At 67.3% G+C, this 15,446-nt stretch carries 15 protein-coding genes; 6 read left to right on the top strand and 9 right to left on the bottom strand.

The annotated features are described in order from the left end of the window. The first annotated feature begins 247 nt into the window (after nucleotides 1-247). Nucleotides 248-1,096 carry an LLM class F420-dependent oxidoreductase gene (locus tag OG804_RS04905; RefSeq protein WP_328394298.1) on the top strand — a complete coding sequence of 283 codons (849 nt, stop codon included), beginning with the start codon at nucleotides 248-250 and terminating at the stop codon, nucleotides 1,094-1,096. Nucleotides 1,097-1,131: 35 nt separating this feature from the next. Here OG804_RS04905 and hydA read toward each other — a convergent pair whose 3' ends face one another. From hydA to OG804_RS04885, 4 genes are read right to left on the bottom strand one after another with little or no spacing between them, the layout of a single operon-like run. After that, entirely contained in the window at nucleotides 1,132-2,520 is a 1,389-nt protein-coding gene (gene hydA, locus OG804_RS04900) for a dihydropyrimidinase (protein WP_328394296.1), read from the bottom strand. Next, nucleotides 2,517-2,903, bottom strand: a complete 387-nt coding sequence (locus OG804_RS04895; protein WP_328394294.1) for an allophanate hydrolase-related protein — start codon at nucleotides 2,901-2,903, stop codon at nucleotides 2,517-2,519. Before OG804_RS04895 ends, hydA begins: the two co-directional genes overlap by 4 nt. Before the next feature lie 11 nt (nucleotides 2,904-2,914). Then, a complete protein-coding gene (locus OG804_RS04890; RefSeq protein WP_328394292.1) occupies nucleotides 2,915-4,063 on the bottom strand; it encodes an NAD(P)/FAD-dependent oxidoreductase in 1,149 nt (382 codons plus the stop codon). After that, the gene (locus tag OG804_RS04885) at nucleotides 4,053-5,018 is read right to left on the bottom strand and encodes a dihydrodipicolinate synthase family protein (RefSeq protein WP_328394290.1); all 966 of its coding nucleotides are present in this window, start codon (nucleotides 5,016-5,018) and stop codon (nucleotides 4,053-4,055) included. The genes OG804_RS04890 and OG804_RS04885 overlap by 11 nt, the downstream gene beginning before the upstream one ends. 177 nt (nucleotides 5,019-5,195) lie before the next feature. On the opposite strand from OG804_RS04885, the gene OG804_RS04880 reads away from it, so the two are divergent. The 4 genes from OG804_RS04880 (at nucleotide 5,196) to OG804_RS04865 (ending at nucleotide 8,800) form a co-directional block, all read left to right on the top strand. Continuing rightward, the gene (locus tag OG804_RS04880) at nucleotides 5,196-6,242 is read left to right on the top strand and encodes a LacI family DNA-binding transcriptional regulator (protein WP_328394288.1); all 1,047 of its coding nucleotides are present in this window, start codon (nucleotides 5,196-5,198) and stop codon (nucleotides 6,240-6,242) included. Between the two features lie 155 nt (nucleotides 6,243-6,397). Further along, the gene (locus OG804_RS04875; protein WP_328394286.1) at nucleotides 6,398-7,255 is read left to right on the top strand and encodes an ABC transporter substrate-binding protein; all 858 of its coding nucleotides are present in this window, start codon (nucleotides 6,398-6,400) and stop codon (nucleotides 7,253-7,255) included. Between the two features lie 28 nt (nucleotides 7,256-7,283). After that, nucleotides 7,284-8,024, top strand: a complete 741-nt coding sequence (locus OG804_RS04870) for an amino acid ABC transporter permease (RefSeq protein ID WP_328394284.1) — start codon at nucleotides 7,284-7,286, stop codon at nucleotides 8,022-8,024. 26 nt (nucleotides 8,025-8,050) lie between these two features. Next, entirely contained in the window at nucleotides 8,051-8,800 is a 750-nt protein-coding gene (locus tag OG804_RS04865) for an amino acid ABC transporter ATP-binding protein (protein WP_328398239.1), read from the top strand. A gap of 25 nt (nucleotides 8,801-8,825) precedes the next feature. On the opposite strand, the gene OG804_RS04860 is transcribed toward OG804_RS04865, so the two are convergent. Next, the gene (locus tag OG804_RS04860; RefSeq protein ID WP_328394282.1) at nucleotides 8,826-9,716 is read right to left on the bottom strand and encodes a hypothetical protein; all 891 of its coding nucleotides are present in this window, start codon (nucleotides 9,714-9,716) and stop codon (nucleotides 8,826-8,828) included. A 473-nt stretch (nucleotides 9,717-10,189) separates the two neighbouring features. Between OG804_RS04860 and entS the strand changes: the two genes are divergently transcribed. Then, on the top strand, nucleotides 10,190-11,473 hold the full coding sequence (gene entS / locus OG804_RS04855; protein WP_328394280.1) for an enterobactin transporter EntS: 1,284 nt from the start codon (nucleotides 10,190-10,192) through the stop codon (nucleotides 11,471-11,473). A gap of 1 nt (nucleotide 11,474) precedes the next feature. Here the strand turns inward: entS and OG804_RS04850 are convergent, their stop codons facing one another. Genes OG804_RS04850 through OG804_RS04835 form a run of 4 tightly spaced genes read right to left on the bottom strand, consistent with a single transcriptional unit; the run spans nucleotide 11,475 to nucleotide 15,424 of the window. Further along, nucleotides 11,475-12,449 carry an ABC transporter substrate-binding protein gene (locus OG804_RS04850; RefSeq protein ID WP_328394278.1) on the bottom strand — a complete coding sequence of 325 codons (975 nt, stop codon included), beginning with the start codon at nucleotides 12,447-12,449 and terminating at the stop codon, nucleotides 11,475-11,477. 37 nt (nucleotides 12,450-12,486) lie between these two features. Then, nucleotides 12,487-13,317: an ABC transporter ATP-binding protein gene (locus OG804_RS04845; RefSeq protein WP_328394276.1), complete on the bottom strand. Its 831-nt coding sequence runs from the start codon at nucleotides 13,315-13,317 to the stop codon at nucleotides 12,487-12,489. Next, nucleotides 13,314-14,408 (bottom strand): FecCD family ABC transporter permease, encoded by a 1,095-nt coding sequence (locus tag OG804_RS04840; protein WP_328394274.1) that lies wholly within the window; start codon nucleotides 14,406-14,408, stop codon nucleotides 13,314-13,316. Before OG804_RS04840 ends, OG804_RS04845 begins: the two co-directional genes overlap by 4 nt. Then, nucleotides 14,405-15,424 (bottom strand): FecCD family ABC transporter permease, encoded by a 1,020-nt coding sequence (locus OG804_RS04835; RefSeq protein ID WP_328394272.1) that lies wholly within the window; start codon nucleotides 15,422-15,424, stop codon nucleotides 14,405-14,407. Before OG804_RS04835 ends, OG804_RS04840 begins: the two co-directional genes overlap by 4 nt. Nucleotides 15,425-15,446 lie beyond the last annotated feature (22 nt).

Raw genomic sequence — 15,446 nt, 5'->3', positions numbered from 1 at the left:
GCGATGTGGTCCGTTGTGCCCGCGAGGCAAGTCCTCGGGACAGCGATGCTAGCCAGAGCCGACATCGGCGACAAACAGCGCGCTGCCCACCGATGGCAACGCCGACGAACCGGCTTGCCGAACATCGGAAGCCTTGTCCTCGGTTCCCGGTCCACCCACCTGAGTCGGACGGGGCCGGTCGCGACCCGAGGCGACACGCCGAGATTCGACTTGACCTGGAGTGCACTCCAACTTCTAGCCTGTCGTCATGCGATTCGCATTCAAAACCTCACCGCAGGAAACCACCTGGGCCGATATGCTCGCGGTCTGGCGGGCCGCCGACGATATCGAGATCTACGAATCCGGATGGACCTTCGACCATTTCTACCCGATCTTCTCCGACTCCACCGGACCGTGCCTGGAGGGCTGGACCACCCTGACCGCGCTGGCACAGGCTACCGAGCGCCTGCGGCTGGGCACGATGGTGACCGGCGCGCACTACCGGCATCCGGCGGTGCTGGCCAATATGGCCGCCGCCCTCGACATCATCTCCGGCGGCCGTCTCGAACTCGGGATCGGCGCCGGATGGAACGAGGAGGAATCCGGGGCGTACGGCATCCCACTCGGCAGTGTCACCGAACGCCTCGACCGATTCGAGGAGGCCTGTCAGGTACTCATCGGACTGTTGAGCCAGGAGACGACGGATTTCGACGGCAAGTTCTATCAATTGACCGGCGCGCGCAACGAACCCAAGGGCCCGCAACGCCCGCATCCCCCGATCTGCATCGGCGGCAATGGCGAGAAACGCACCCTCCGCATCACCGCCCGCTACGCCCAGCACTGGAACTTCGTCGCCGGAACCCGCGCGGAATTCGCCCGGAAGCGCGATGTGCTGGCAGCCCACTGCGCCGATATCGGCCGGGACCCGAAGGAGATCACGCTCTCGGCGCAGACCAGGCTGGACCCGCTGGCCGGCTACGGGCAGGTCGTCGATTGGGCGGCCGGGCTGGGCGAGGAGGGTTTGGACCTCGCGATCATCTACCTGCCGACCCCGCACGACCCGGCCGTACTGGAGCCGCTGGCCGAGGCCATTCGGGATTCCGGGCTCGCATCATGAGCCCCGCCCGGCGAACAACCCGGGCGACCGCGGACTCACATGCGGAACGCACCGCTGAAGTCCAGGGGGGCCGCCGGTAGGTGCCGGCCGTGCGGCGTCGGATCGATGAGTCGCCCACCGTCGACGACAACGCGCCCGCCCACCAGGACAGTCACCGGTTTACCCCGGAGACGTCGTCCTTCGTACGGGGTGTAGTCGGTGGCCATGTGCAGCTCATCGGAGGTGACCGTCCACTCGAGTTCAGGATCCCAGATCGCGATATCCGCATCGGATCCCGGCATCAGCGAGCCCTTCCGGGGGTACAGGCCGTTGGTGCGCGCGGGGTTCGTCGCGGTGAGCTCGACGAATCGGCTGGGCGCCAATCCCGAACCGGCTACGTAGTGGGAGAACACGACGGGGAGCCGTGTTTCGACGCCAGGCAGCCCGTTGGGCATATGCCGTACGTCGTGCCGGTGTGATCGCTTCTGCGCGGTGTCGTAGCAGCAGTGATCGGACCCGATCGTGGTGATGTTCCCGGTGAACAGCTGACGGCCGAGACCTTCGACGATCCCCGCCGGGCGCAGCGGCGGGCAGCAGACGAAACGTTCCGGTTCCGCGCCGGCGTACGCGGTGTCATCGAGCGTGAGATGGTGGGCGACCGCCTCGGTGAACGCGACCACTCCGCGTTTGCGTGCGTCGACCACCAGTTCGACTGCGGCCGAGGTGGACTGATGCACGAAGTAGACCGGTGCGTCCTGTGATTCCGCGATGGCGAGTATCGCTGCGACGGAAGCGGTCTCGGCGAGCTCCGGTCGAGTGCGCGACATATGGGAGGCATCGATGTCGTCGGTCGCCGCCGCGCTGTTCTGCGCATCGGCGACGATGGCGTCGGATTCACAGTGGATGATGACCATCCCGCCGAGATCCCGGGTGGCCTGCATGGTGTTCAAGATCGTGTGTTCATTCGCCATCGTCTCGCCGGCGTAGGTGGTGAACATTTTCACCGTCCGAATTCCGGCGGCGGCCATGGTCGCCAGTTGCCCGCCGGTCGTCTCGTCCCATTCGACGACACAGGCGTGCAGAGCCGAGTCGCACAACCCCTCCCCCGCTTTGGCGCGCTGCTTCTCCGCGGCGTCGAGCGGAGACTGGCCCGGGCGCGGTATGGCGAAGTCGACGATGGTGGTGGTCCCACCGAAAACGGCGGCGGTGGTGCATTCGAGATAGGAATCCAGCGAGGTGAACTCGCCGGAGGTGAAGCCGACGTGGCAGTGCGGATCCACGCCACCGGGCATCACGAGTTTTCCGGTGGCGTCGATGACTTCGGCGGATTCGTCGACGCTGGTCCCCGGTGCGAGCAGGGCCACGACCTTGCCGTCATCGATCACGAGGTCGGCCGGCGCGGACCAGTTCGATTCCACGACGGTACCTCCGCGCACGATTCTCATCGGGTGCCCTCCAGGTAGGCGAGCCAGCCGCCCCGGTCACTGATATCGGTGACATCGGGTGCGCCGAGCGCGGTCTCACGCATTCGCATGGACAGCGATCCACTGCCGTCGGCCAGTTCGATGACACCGAGTTCGAGTTCGGCCGGTTCGCGTGGCAGCAGTTCCTCACGCAGGACGTCGTACTCGACTTCGTACAGTTCACCCGGTATCGCGGCACCGCCCTCGGCGACGGGGTGCAGGCCGGGAAATTCGTCACGGACGGAGTAGAACCGGTATCGGGGGGCGGTTGTCACTCTGCCGAGGAATCGCGCGTTGTCCAATGCGTCGTTGAGAGTGCCACCGGACATTGCCTGTCCATTGACGAACATGGTGACCAGAGCCATGAGAAGAACCTTTACTGTGTCGGAAGTCGAACGAGGCGGGAGGGAGAGAAGGCCGATACGTCGAGCCCGGTGGCTTTCCCGAGTACCAGCGCCGTGAGCAGTTCTGCCCACAGTGGAGCGAAAGTGAACGAATACGTACCGCCCGCGACGAAAAGCCCCGGCGCCCGGTCGAGTTCACCGATGACCGGCATTTCGTCGGGTGTCGTGACGACCGGCCCGGTCCACGTCTCGAGCAGTCGCCCACCCGACAGCGGCGGCAGCAGCCGGGCCACCTGCGCGAGGTTGCCGGTGGTGCTGTCCGCGAGGATCGGCGCGCTACCGCTCGGGTGGAACGGTCCCGCGGGCCATCCGCCCCCGAGTACGAGGCGGTCACGATGGTCCTGCTTGATCGACATGCCTTCACCGACGTGCTGCACCAATACGTCGAGGGTGCGCGGGGCAGCGGCAAGGGAATGCATCTGCAGCGACATCGGCGTCAGATCGAGTCGAACCCCGGCCAGTGCGGCGATATCGGCCATCCACGGGCCGGCGGCGTCGATCACCGCAGGCGTATGCCACCTGCCGGCAGGAGTCACGACCTCCCACTTCTCATCCGCTCGGCGCAGGGCGGTCACCGGCGTATTCGAGTGCAGGGCCGCGCCTTCGGCGACAGCTCGACGCAACACCGCCGGGGCCGCCGCGGCGGGCTCGGCGAAGCCGTCCCAGGCACACCAGGTGGCGCCTTCGATCGTCGGACCCAGCAGTGGTAGCGCGCGACGCGCCTCATCCCCGGTCAGCACCTCCGTCGGTATTCCGGCGGCGCGTTCCCATTCGTATTTGGCCCGCAGCCGGAGTACTTGCTCCTCGGTCTCGGCGACCATGAATCCGCCGCACCGGGTGAGACCGAGATCGGGCACGGAGTCGGCCAGCACGTCCCACAACCCACTGGTGGCCTTCTGCAGCGGGAGCAGGCGTTCGACATCGACCGCGACGCCCTGGCCCGGGCGGCGCGCGTGGATGGTCTGGATGTGCAGGTTGCCGGCGGTCGTGCCAGAGCCCGCCGTGTTCGGTGTCGTCCGGTCCAGCACGGCCACTCGGGATCCCGCTCGGGTGAGGGCCAGTGCCGCTGCGGCGCCGACGATTCCGGCGCCGATGACCACTGCGTCGACCTCAGCATGCACGGTCGGCTCCCAGGGTCCGCGCCGACGCTTCGGCGATGCCGGAGTCGTCGATGATGTTCTGGAGCGCCGCCAGGGCCGCCGCATCCGTCACCGGGAGCAGGGGTTCACGCACGGTGCCGCCGGGCTGGCCCAGCAGGTTCATCACCGCTTTCAGTTGCGGAATGGGTGAGGCGAACACGCCGCTGTAGTCGCCGCCGATCAGGCGTCCGGAGAACGCGCGGTACTTGTCGGCCCAGCCGCGCGCGGATTCGACGTCACCTGCCGCGACCGCACGATAGAACGGTACGGCGAACGGCGCTCCGACGCCGCCGCCGTCGATATTGCCGTCTCCACCCAGTTCGAGCAGCGCCGCCAGTCCGCGCCGGTGCAGAAAACTCCCGAACACCCGGACCCGGCCCGCCACCGCTTCGACGGTGTCCAGCATCGACAGCCAGTTTCCGGTGCTGTCCTTGATCGCGACGACATTGTCGAGATCGGCCAACCGGGAGAACAGACCCGGACTGGTGCCGATATCGACGGAAACACCCCGCGGCCAGTTGTAGACCATGAACGGCAGCGATGTCGCGGTGGAGACGGTGTCGTAGAACCGCAGCGTCTCGTCCGGCGAGGTGTGGACGTAGGGCGGAGGTGTGGCCAGCACGCCGTCGGCTCCGGCGGAGTGGGCGTGCACCGCCAATGCCGACGATTGCTGCGCGGTGTACGCACTGATGCCGACGACGACGGGGAATCGGCCGGCGACCGCATCGACCGCCACCTCTGTCACCGTTCGGCGCTCGTCCTCGGTCTGGCTGAACCATTCACCGGTACTGCCGTTGACGAGTACCCCGTCCACACCCATACCGGCGTACAGATCCATCAACGATCCGAGCGCGTCCGTATCGAGAGCGCCCGACGCAGTGAACGGTGTGGGGGCCGCGGGCCAGTATCCGGACCACGAGACGTCATCGCGATTCATGTGGTGATGCCTTTCGAGCGGAAATCCACCGGAGATGGTCATTTTCCCAACGATGATGGGATCGATTGCATACACTGCCGTCAGGCAGCCACCGCCGTCAAGCCGGAAACCTGGTCGTAACGCCGGCGGTGTCGAATATCGGTTGCCCGGATATTGGAATCGAGACAAGAGGGGTCGATGGCGGTCACTTTGATCGATGTGGCGGTCGCCGCGGGGGTTTCCCGCAGTACTGCGTCGCGCGCATTGAGTGGATCCAGGTTGATCTCGGCGGAGACGCGGGCCGCGGTGGAAACCGCGGCCCGCACACTCGGGTATCGACCGAACCGCGCGGCGAGCGCACTCCGTTCCAACCGATCGCACCTGGTCGGGCTGGTGATGAACAACCTCCTGAACGCGACATTTCACACTGTCGCGGAGGTGGTGCAGAAAAGGGCCTCGGCCAGCGGGTTCCAGGTGATCCTGTGCATCACCGACGCGGATCCCACGCGGGAGAACGACGTCTTGGCGATGCTCGGCGAGCATGCGGTGGACGGGACGATCATCATCGGGAGCGGTCGCAGCGCAACTGCCTCCAACGCGCTGCTGACACAGGGTCGAGCGGTGGTGAACCTCATCCGGTCGGTGCACGGCAGCAAGGCCTCCACCGTGCTCGCCGACGACCTCGACGGCGCCCGGGACGCGACGGCGCATCTGCTGAGGCTGGGACACCGCCGCATCGGATATATCGGCGGCACCGCGGACGCGACCTCCGGCCGGGAGCGATTCGAGGGTTACCGGCTCGCGCTCGCGGAGGCGGGGATCGAGGTCGACCACGAACTCGTTCGCAAAGGACCGTTCACCACCGAGTTCGGCGCCCAGGCGGTGAACTCCCTGCTCGACGAGCCGGAGCCGATGACCGCGCTGTACGCGGCCAATCACGAGGCGGTGTTCGGAATCCTGCCCACACTGTCGGGGCGGGGTGTATCCCTACCCGATGAACTGTCCCTCGTCTGCCATGAGGACATGCCCTGGCTGGCACTGTGGAAGCCGGCGATCACCGTCGTGGACAACGGCGCCGGCCAGCTGGCGAATGTGGCGATGGATCTGCTCTTCCAGCAGATCAACGAGGCGGCCGAACCGGACGGCCGGACCTACCGGATCGGCGCGCGATTGATCGAACGGGAATCGTGCCGCGCCCGCCACGGCGTCCACACGAGTTCGTCGACCGATCCGCCGTCTCGTTAACAGTTGATGACCCCGGTGCCGGATGTGTAAACGGCGTTGACGGTCCTCTCCGGTTTTGCCACTCTGTATGCAATCGATCCCACAACACGGGCGAATCGATTTCGACTTTTCCGAAACCTCGGCTGCGGGTGCAGTTCATCTCGAAAGGCTCGTCAATGCGCAAGATCATCGGATTCGCGGCAGCGGTCGTCGTTGCCGCCGCCGTCACAGGGTGCAGTTCATCCGAGGAGGTCGCCGCCCCGACGAATTGTTCACCGACCCTCGGCGCCGCCGATCTCGCGCAGGAGGGCGCGCTGACCATGGCCACCAACGCCACGCTTCCGCCGATGCAATATGTCGATGCCGACGGCGACGTCATCGGCATGCGGGTCGATCTCGGCAAGGAGATCGCCGCGCGCCTGTGTCTCGCGCCGAAGTTCGTCAACATCGACTTCGACGCCCAGATTCCGGGTGTTCAGAGCGGTCGATGGGACATGATCGACACCGGGATGTTCTACACGCCGGCCCGCGCGGAAACGATCGACCTCGTGCCCTACGAGGTCCAGGCGGTGTCCATCTCGGTGCCGTCGGGCAATCCCGAATCGATCTCCACTGTCGACGACCTGGCGGGCAAAACGATCGGAGTCGAAGCGCCCGGATACGAATTCGACACTCTCACCGCGCTCGCTCAGCGATTCGCCGACACGGGCAAACCCGCGCTGAAGGTTCAGACGTTCAAGACGAACGCCGACGCCTACCAGGCATTGTCCGCGGGTCAACTCGACGGGACCTCCATCGTGGAGTCGGTCACGTCCTTCTACCAGAAGGACGGCCGTTTCGAGACCGCGGTCGGCGGTATCAACGAAGCACCCCTGGCCATGGGCTTCGCCAAGGACAGCAAGGCCGCGACCGAAGTGGCCCGCGTTCTCTCCGAGATGCGCGCCGACGGCTACCTCGCGAATCTGTTCGACCAGTACGGCGTCACCGGTTACGAGGGCGACATCACCGTGAGCACGGGTCCGCTGGACAGCTGATCCGCAGCTCTATCCGAAAGGCATTCCCATGTGGTCTTGGGACGCATTCTTCTCCATCCTGACGAGTCGGCAGTTACTCGAAGGCGCGTGGGTCACGATCTGGCTCACCGTCGTCAGCATGATCCTCGGGCTGATACTCGCGGTGCTGGTCGCCGCCGCCCGCTCTTCGCGATTCATTCCGCTGCGCGCAGTATCCGGGTTCTACGTCTGGTTGATGCGCGGCACCCCGCTGCTGGTTCAACTCGTCATCATCTATACCGGGCTGCCGCAGGTCGGGATCAAACTCGGGGTGATCGAAGCCGCACTCCTCGGATTGGTGCTCAACGAGGCGGCCTACCTCTCCGAGATCGTGCGTTCGGGGATCATGTCGGTCCCCGCCGGTCAGACCGAAGCCGCACGGGCACTCGGAATGTCTCCGGCCAAGGTGTTCCGGGTGGTCGTGCTGCCGCAGGCGCTTCGCGTGATGATTCCCCCGCTGGGGAACAGCTTCAACGGGCTCCTGAAAACCACGACACTGGTGTCGGTGATTTCTGTTCAGGAACTGCTCCGGCGGACACAGTTCCTGGTACAGGTCAATTTCCGAGTGCTCGAAGGACTGTGCGCGGCCGCGTTGTACTTCCTGGTGTTGACCACCCTGTGGGGCTTGATCCAGCGGCTGCTCGAGGCCCGGGTCGGCAGAGGTTACGACCGGAACTACACACACAAGAGCTCTCGGGAGTCGCAGATTCCGGACGAGAGCGCACTCGAGGCAGAGGCGGTGAATCGATGACCGGTGTCACGGAGAAATCTCCGATGATGGTCGAAGTTCGGAACATGACCAAAGCGTTCAACGACCTGGTCGTGCTCGACGGAATCGACTTCTGTGTGGCCAAGGGAGAGGTAGTTCTCCTGCTGGGGCCGTCGGGCAGCGGAAAGAGCACACTACTGCGAACGTTGAACTGCCTCGAGACGATCGAATCGGGCACCGTGCGCGTCTGCGGCGAGATGATCGGGTTCACCGACGACGGGCGGCGGCGCCCCCTCTCGGAAGCCCAGATCGCGAAACAGCGCCATCACACCGGAATGGTGTTCCAGAGCTTCAATCTCTTTCCCATGATGAGTGCCCTGGACAACGTCGCGTCGGGTCCGCGGCATGTACTGGGCACCCCGAAGGAGGCCGCTCGCCGGCAGGCTCGGGAACTGCTCGAACTGGTGGGTCTGGGAAACAAGGGAGAGAACTATCCTTCCCAGTTGTCGGGCGGGCAACAGCAACGGGTAGCCATCGCCCGGGCCCTCGCGATGAAACCGAAGGTCATGCTGTTCGACGAGCCCACGTCGGCACTCGACCCCGAAATGGTCAAAGAGGTGCTCGAGGTGATGGTCCGCTTGCGCGACGAGGGTATGACCATGGTCGTCGTCAGCCATGAGATGGGCTTCGCCAAGGCGGCAGCCGACCGCATCGTTTTCATGAGTGAGGGAAAAATAGTCGAGGACGCGGATCCGGATCAGTTCTTCGATAATCCGCAGAGTCCCCGGACTCGACAGTTCCTGCGTCAGGTCCTCTGACTCCGCGCACGGGCAGGCCCGGGAGCTAGACCACCCGGTGCACCACCGCCTGTTCGAAAAGTCCCCCACTACACCATCCTTCGCCACCGAGCAGGATGAAATCGTCGTACACGCCGAGGACGGGTCCCGCGGTGTCGACCCGGCCCGCGGGTACCCAGAATCCGCCGACTCGTGAACGCATCGATACCGTGTGGGCGGTGTCGTCGGCCAATTCCAGCCGAGCCCAGCGGAACTGCGCGGCGGCGTCACGGGCGAAGGTGATATCGGTGATCGCTGTCGACCCCCGGGCGTCGATCACGTGGCCCTCGACCTTCAGTGCACCGTCGGGACCGCGGAATTTGGTGGCGGAAACGAATCGCGACGAATCCACCGAGGACAGGGCGGCGAACTCGACCCAGCGCGCCGCCGCGGAACGGAAACCCCAGGTACGGTCACGCACACCGTGCCCCACCGTGGCGATGGTCTCGCCGTCCAGCCGCACCACCCCCTCGACGACACACGCCTGCTGACTGTGCCCACCCGGCCGGCCGGACGGAATGAGGAGCGGGTTCGGCGCGTACTCGACGGGCAGGAACAGCGGGATACCGGCGAGATCGGCCTGCACGGCCGGATGATCGATCACCACCCGCCCGGCGAGGTCGAAGTGGACAGCGGCACCGGTGAACGTTCCTTCCGCCAACGGTTCGACGATCTCGACGACCCGGCCCCCGACCGAGATGCTGACGCGGGCTCGCCGGGAATCGGGCCCGTTGGGCGAGGTGCACACGTGCACGGTCCCGAACACCTCGGCGAGCGGGTCCCAGAACGAGAGGCACGCAGTGTCCTGCCAGACCGGATCACCCGCGCCGGTGGCGGCGGTACGAATCGGCTCGGCCAACGCGCCCCACTCGAGCTCGGCCGACATGGCAGATGACATCGAGGTCCCTCCGGGTCGGTGACCGCCGTGCACCACTGCGGTGCCGGCATCGGAGCAAGTTTCCGACGCCCACCGCGCACGGCACAACACCTGCGGGCCGCTCCTGCCCCCTACCGGAATTCGGCCGGCACCAAAACATAAGTTTTCGCCTGTTTCCCGGCTCGGGCCGACCGCCGGCGCGCTGCGACAGGCCTCGGTCCGCGCCGCGGCGCTCACCGTAACGCCCGCCGCCGCGAGTCCGCACCGCCGCTCTGTTCTGCTGTGGGAAGACCCGCGCGTGGGGTGACGGCGGCGCTGAAGCGCGCCTGGCGGGCCGGTCGCCGCGCGCGGGGTCGATCATGCCCCGAACCCGGCAAGCCTGGCCGATACGGTCCGACCTGCACCGCATCGATCGGGCCCACCCGGCGCTCGGTACCCTCGACCAGCCGTGACCGTGCCCGACCGGCCAGGCAGAGCACAGACAGGAGCCGCCCGTGCCCGGGGGAGAACACAGCCGCCGTCGCATCGGGACGGCGAGATCGTCGAACAAGATCGCCATCGACCTGGCCCCGCTGCGGACCAGTCGTGACTTCCGCACGCTGTTCCTGGCCCGCACCATCTCGGTGTTCGGTATCGGATTCCTGGTGGTCGCGCTCCCGATCCAGGTCTATCAGCGCACCGGGTCGACCGCCATGGTCGCGGCGGTCGCCACGGTCATCGGAATCTCGGCCTTCGCGGGCACCTTGCTCGGCGGTACGGCGGCAGACCACTACGACCGGCGGGCGGTGATCGTGGCCTCCCGTGCCGCCGCGACCCTCGGATTCGCCCTGCTCGCGGTGAACGCGATGCTCCCCGACCCGCGGCTCTGGATCATCTTCGGCTGCGCGGTGATCGACGGACTGACCGGAGGAATCTCCGAAACCGCGCTGGTCGCGGCCGTGCCGGGGCTGATCCCGCCCGATAAGCTCGCCGCCGGAGCCGCGCTGATGGCCTTGACGGCCGACCTCGGTTCCATGGCGGCGCCCGCGCTCGCGGGTCTGCTCATCGCGTGGGTCGATATCGCCGCAAATTACTGGCTGGCCGCGGGAGCGAGCCTGGTGACGACCGTGCTCATCGCCCGGCTCGGCCCGATGATCGCCGAACGCGGCCACGACGAATCACCGATCCGGGCCGCGCTGTCCGGCTTCCGCTTCGCCGCCGGGCACCGGATCGTCGGCGCGACGCTGCTGGTCGGCTGCGTGACCATGCTGCTGTCCGGGTGGAACGTACTGGTCCCGGAATACGTGACCGAGGTACTGCACGGCGGGGAGGCGACCGCGGGCCTGCTGTTCGCCGCGCCCGCGGTCGGCGCGGTGCTCGGCTCGCTCACCTCGGGCTGGACCGGGTCGATCCGGCGCGGCGGTCGGGTGATCTTCGTGGCGACGCTCGTCTCGGCCGCCGGGATCGTCGGCGCCGGTCTCGTCGGCGCCACCGTGGCGGTCTTCGCCGGCCTGGCCGCGCACGGCGCCGGCCGGGTGGTGAGTGACATCGCGCGGTTCGCGGTGGTGCAGGCCGGCACCCCGGACGCGTTCCGCGGCCGGGTCTCGGGTCTGTGGACCGCGCAGCTCACCCTCGCACTGTCACTGGGCTCGGTGGTCGCGGGCGTGGTGTCGAGCGCGGTCCCGACCCGGGCGGTCTTCCTCGTCTACGGCGCGGGCGGCTGCCTGCTGGCCGTCCTCCTGTGGTGCGTGCTCGCCACCCTGCGCAACCTCGACGACAGCGCAACCGTTGCGCGGTGACTCACCGCGCCGCCGCGACCAGCTGCGGGGTGATGCGGTCCAGCGCGAAACTCAGGGAATTCGGTGTGCCCGCGGACAAGGCCAGAACGACCGGATCGTTCTCGGGCAGCCGCACGGCGTGACCGTCGCGCACCACGGCCAGCGAGTTGATCAAGGTGTCGTTCTCGAGGTCGGTGAACGGCAGTCCGATGGTGGTGAAGACGGCGACCTGCGCATCCAGGTCCCCCACCCGCTCCACCGGGACCTGCGCGAAGAATCCCGAACTCTGCAGCCGGGTGACCGGCGGATTCTGCACGAAACCCAGGTCGGCGAAGAAGTCGAACCGGGCATCGCCCGCCAGGTAGGCGCCATAGGCGGTGCCGTACTTCGCGGCGTAGACGAACGTCTTGCCCGCGAACTCCGGGTGCTCGCCGGCGACGGTCCGCTGCCGGTCCGTGGTCGCGGCGATGATCGTGTCGGCCGCGTCGCGCTCACCCAGGGCAGCGCCGATGATCTCGGCCTGGGTCTGCCAGTTCACCGCGTAGTCGCCGGTCCCCTCGGGCGCGGTGACCACCGGTGCGATCTTGCGCAGGTTGTCGGTGACAGCGCTGTCCGCTTTGGCCCGCACGTTGAGGATCAGGTCGGGGGCGAGTTCCTCGATCTGCTGCATGTTGAACTCACCGGCGCTCTGCGCGGACAACAGCTCGGGCGTACTGTCGCCGAACGCCGCCACATCCCATTCACCGACTCCTTTGGTGGTCTCGCCCAGGCTCATCCAGTCATAGATCGCCACCGGTTTCACCCCCAGCTCCACCGCGACCGCGCCGTCGGACCAGCCGAGCGCCACCACGCGCGGCTGATCCGGCAGCGAGTAGCCGGGCGTGCCGTCGGGATCGTCGAAGACCTCGTATGTGGTGTCATCGGACTTCACACAGGCCGCCGCCAGGATCACGCTCGCGAGTACCGCCACGACCACCCGGATACGCCGTCTCGACATGGTTCTCCCTCTCGGTTGGGTGCCCGATGGGCACGGTTCACGCGCTGTCGACCCGGACCGCGCCCCGCGCGAGCGGCACCACCAGCGGCGTTCCGGTCTGCGGATCATCGATGACCTGCGTGTACACGCCGAAGACCCGGTCGACCAGCTCGGCGGTGATGATCCGTCCGGGCGGACCGACGGCGACGATCTCACCACCGCGCATGGCGATGATGTGCGACGCGTAGCGGGCGGCCTGATTGAGGTCGTGCAGCACCGCGACGAGCGTGGTGCCCCGCCGATTGAGTTCGCCGCACAGTTCGAGCACTTCTATCTGGTGACCGAGGTCGAGGTAGGTCGTCGGCTCGTCCAGCAGCAGGATCGGCGTCTCCTGAGCCAGCGCCATCGCGATCCACACCCGCTGTCGCTGACCGCCCGACAGCGCCTCCACCGGCCGCGTCGACAGCTCGGTGAGCCGGGTGACCTGGAGTGCGAAATCGACGGCGCGCTGGTCCTCCTCGGTCCATTGCCGGAACATCTTCTGGTAGGGGAACCGACCGCGGGAGACCAGGTCGATGATCGTGATCCCCTCCGGCGCGATCGACTGCTGCGGCAGCAGCCCCACCTCCCTGGCGAACTCCTTGCCGCCGTAGCCGGCCACATCGCGCCCGTCGAGCAGCACCGCACCGCGCTGCGGTCGCAGTAGTCGCGACAACGTCCGCAGCAGCGTCGATTTGCCGCACGCGTTCGGTCCGACGATCACGGTGAACGAGCCGTCGGGCACGACGACATCGAGATCGGCGAGCACGGTGCGCTCGCCGTAGCCGACCCGCAGATCCGTGCCGGTGAGCCGCCCGGCGCCGTCCCCGGAAATGGCGTTGCTGGTCACGGGCGGGCCTTTCGGGACTGGGCGAGCAGCAGGAACAGCAGGTAGACACCGCCCAGCGAGGTGGTGACCACACCGACCGGGAGCTGGGTCTGCGGCGCGAGGATCGTGCGGGCCACCACTTCGCTGGAGACCAGCAGGGTGGCGCCGACGGCCGCCGAGGTGACCAGCGGGATCCCCGCGCTCGGGGTGATCCGCGCCGCGACCTGTGGCGCGACGAGTGCGACGAAGGCGATGGGCCCGGCGATCGCGGTCGTCGCCGCGGCGAACCCGACGCCGATCACCAGCAGCAGTATCTGGGTTCGTCCGGTATCGACACCTTTGCTGCGGGCCGAATCGGTGCCGAGCTCGAACATCCGCATCCGGGGCGCCACCGCCATCAGTGCGGGGACGAGCACGGCCAGCGTGACGAACACCGGAATGGTGTCGGCCATCGTCAGATCGCGCAGATTGCCCATCCCCCAGGCGGCGGCCGCGCCCGCGTTCTGCACATCGGCGGTGGCGACCAGATAGCCGTTGAACGACAACAGCATCGCCGACACGCCGATGCCCACGATGATGAACCGGAAATTACCGGTGCCGCCGCGCATCCCGAGGAAATACACGGCCACGGCAGTGAGCAGACAACCGGTCAACGCGCCGACTGTGGCGCCGCCCGACCCGAGCCCGAACACCAGCATGGCCACCAGCGCGCCGGTATTGGCTCCGGTGGTGAAGCCGATGATGTCGGGGCTGCCCAGCGGATTACGGGTGATGGTCTGAAAGATCGCACCCGACAACGCGAGCGACGCCCCACCGAGCACCGCGGTGACGACGACCGGCAGCCAGGTCGCGACATGGTTGGCCGGCGCACCGCCGATCCGGCCGGTGAGCACCTCGACGACCTCGACGAACCCGAGCCCCGGCGTGCGGGTGGTACTCGCACCCAGCGACCGGATGCCGACCACCGCGGTGATCACCAGCAGCATGAGGGTGATCGCCAGCGAGACGATGTCGACGCGCAGGCTCAGCCCGATCGCGGACACCCGCAGGAACCGCACCCGGCGGGGCCAGCGAGCCGACGGGACCGGTATTGCGCCTGCGCCCGGGGTCACCACTGCGCCCCTTCCTCCCGGCGGGCGAGCCAGATCAGCACCGGCGCTCCGAGGAACGCGGTGACCATTCCCACCGGCAGTTCGCTGGCGGTGGCAACGCGGGCGATGAGGTCCGAGCCGACCAGCACGATCGGTCCGACCAGCAGACACAAGGGAATCATCCACCGGTGATCCGGCCCCACCACCATGCGTACCGCGTGCGGCACCATCAGTCCGACGAAAGTGATGGGCCCGACTGCCGCGGTAGCCGCGCCACACAGCACGGTGACCACCACGAAGCCGACAGCGCGCACCGCGGTCACCGGCACACCGAGTGCATTGGCGCGGTCGTCGCCCAGCGCGAGCGCGTTGAGATAGCCGGCCAGCGCGACCGCACCGGCCGACCCGAGCAGCACCAGCGGCCAGGTGGCCGACAGTTGCGGCCAACCGCGCCCGTCGAGCGTTCCGATCAGCAGTCCACGGATGGCGTCGAACGTTCGCGGATGAATCATGGTGAGGCCGAACGCGAGTCCGCTGAGCATCGAGGCGATCGCGACACCGGTGAGCACGAGCTTGGCCGGACTCGCCCCGCCGATCCCGCGGGAGCCGACGAAATAGACCAGCACCGACGCGGCGAACGCACCGCCCAGCGACCACCAGAGATAGTCGCTGCCCCCGGCCCCGGCCACCACGGAGCCGAGCACCATCGCGAAATAAGCACCGGAGTTCACGCCGAGGATGCCGGGGTCGGCCAGCGGGTTACGGGTCAATCCCTGCATCACCGCACCTGCCACCCCGAGCGCCGCGCCGACCAGCGCGGCCAACAGTGTGCGGGGTATTCGCTGGTTTCGGATCACGCCCAGGGCGGTGGGGTCGCCTTCGTCGAACAGCGCGAGCCGGACATCGTTCGCCGAGAAGTCGCCGCTGCCGACGAAGAGGCCACCGGCCAGCAACGCCGCCAGCAGAGCCGCCAGTATCAGCAGCACGACAGCCCGCGACAGTGACGTCCGCGGCGGAGTCAGGGTGGCTGTGGACACAGCGGTCGATCCTCGATTCGCG

The sequence above is a fragment of the Nocardia sp. NBC_00416 genome (assembly GCF_036032445.1).
GTDB lineage: Bacteria > Actinomycetota > Actinomycetes > Mycobacteriales > Mycobacteriaceae > Nocardia.
The sequence above is the reverse complement of the archived record's forward strand: the minus strand, read 5'-3'. Positions and strand labels throughout refer to the sequence as shown.

Bases quoted from the DNA above. Each gene is read 5' to 3' on its own strand.
- OG804_RS04905 (WP_328394298.1), top strand. From the start codon at position 248: ATGCGATTCGCATTCAAAACCTCACCGCAGGAAACCACCTGGGCCGAT.
- hydA (WP_328394296.1), bottom strand. From the start codon at position 2,520: ATGAGAATCGTGCGCGGAGGTACCGTCGTGGAATCGAACTGGTCCGCG.
- OG804_RS04895 (WP_328394294.1), bottom strand. From the start codon at position 2,903: ATGGCTCTGGTCACCATGTTCGTCAATGGACAGGCAATGTCCGGTGGC.
- OG804_RS04885 (WP_328394290.1), bottom strand. From the start codon at position 5,018: ATGAATCGCGATGACGTCTCGTGGTCCGGATACTGGCCCGCGGCCCCC.
- OG804_RS04880 (WP_328394288.1), top strand. From the start codon at position 5,196: ATGGCGGTCACTTTGATCGATGTGGCGGTCGCCGCGGGGGTTTCCCGC.
- OG804_RS04875 (WP_328394286.1), top strand. From the start codon at position 6,398: ATGCGCAAGATCATCGGATTCGCGGCAGCGGTCGTCGTTGCCGCCGCC.
- OG804_RS04870 (WP_328394284.1), top strand. From the start codon at position 7,284: ATGTGGTCTTGGGACGCATTCTTCTCCATCCTGACGAGTCGGCAGTTA.
- OG804_RS04865 (WP_328398239.1), top strand. From the start codon at position 8,051: ATGGTCGAAGTTCGGAACATGACCAAAGCGTTCAACGACCTGGTCGTG.
- OG804_RS04860 (WP_328394282.1), bottom strand. From the start codon at position 9,716: ATGTCATCTGCCATGTCGGCCGAGCTCGAGTGGGGCGCGTTGGCCGAG.
- OG804_RS04850 (WP_328394278.1), bottom strand. From the start codon at position 12,449: ATGTCGAGACGGCGTATCCGGGTGGTCGTGGCGGTACTCGCGAGCGTG.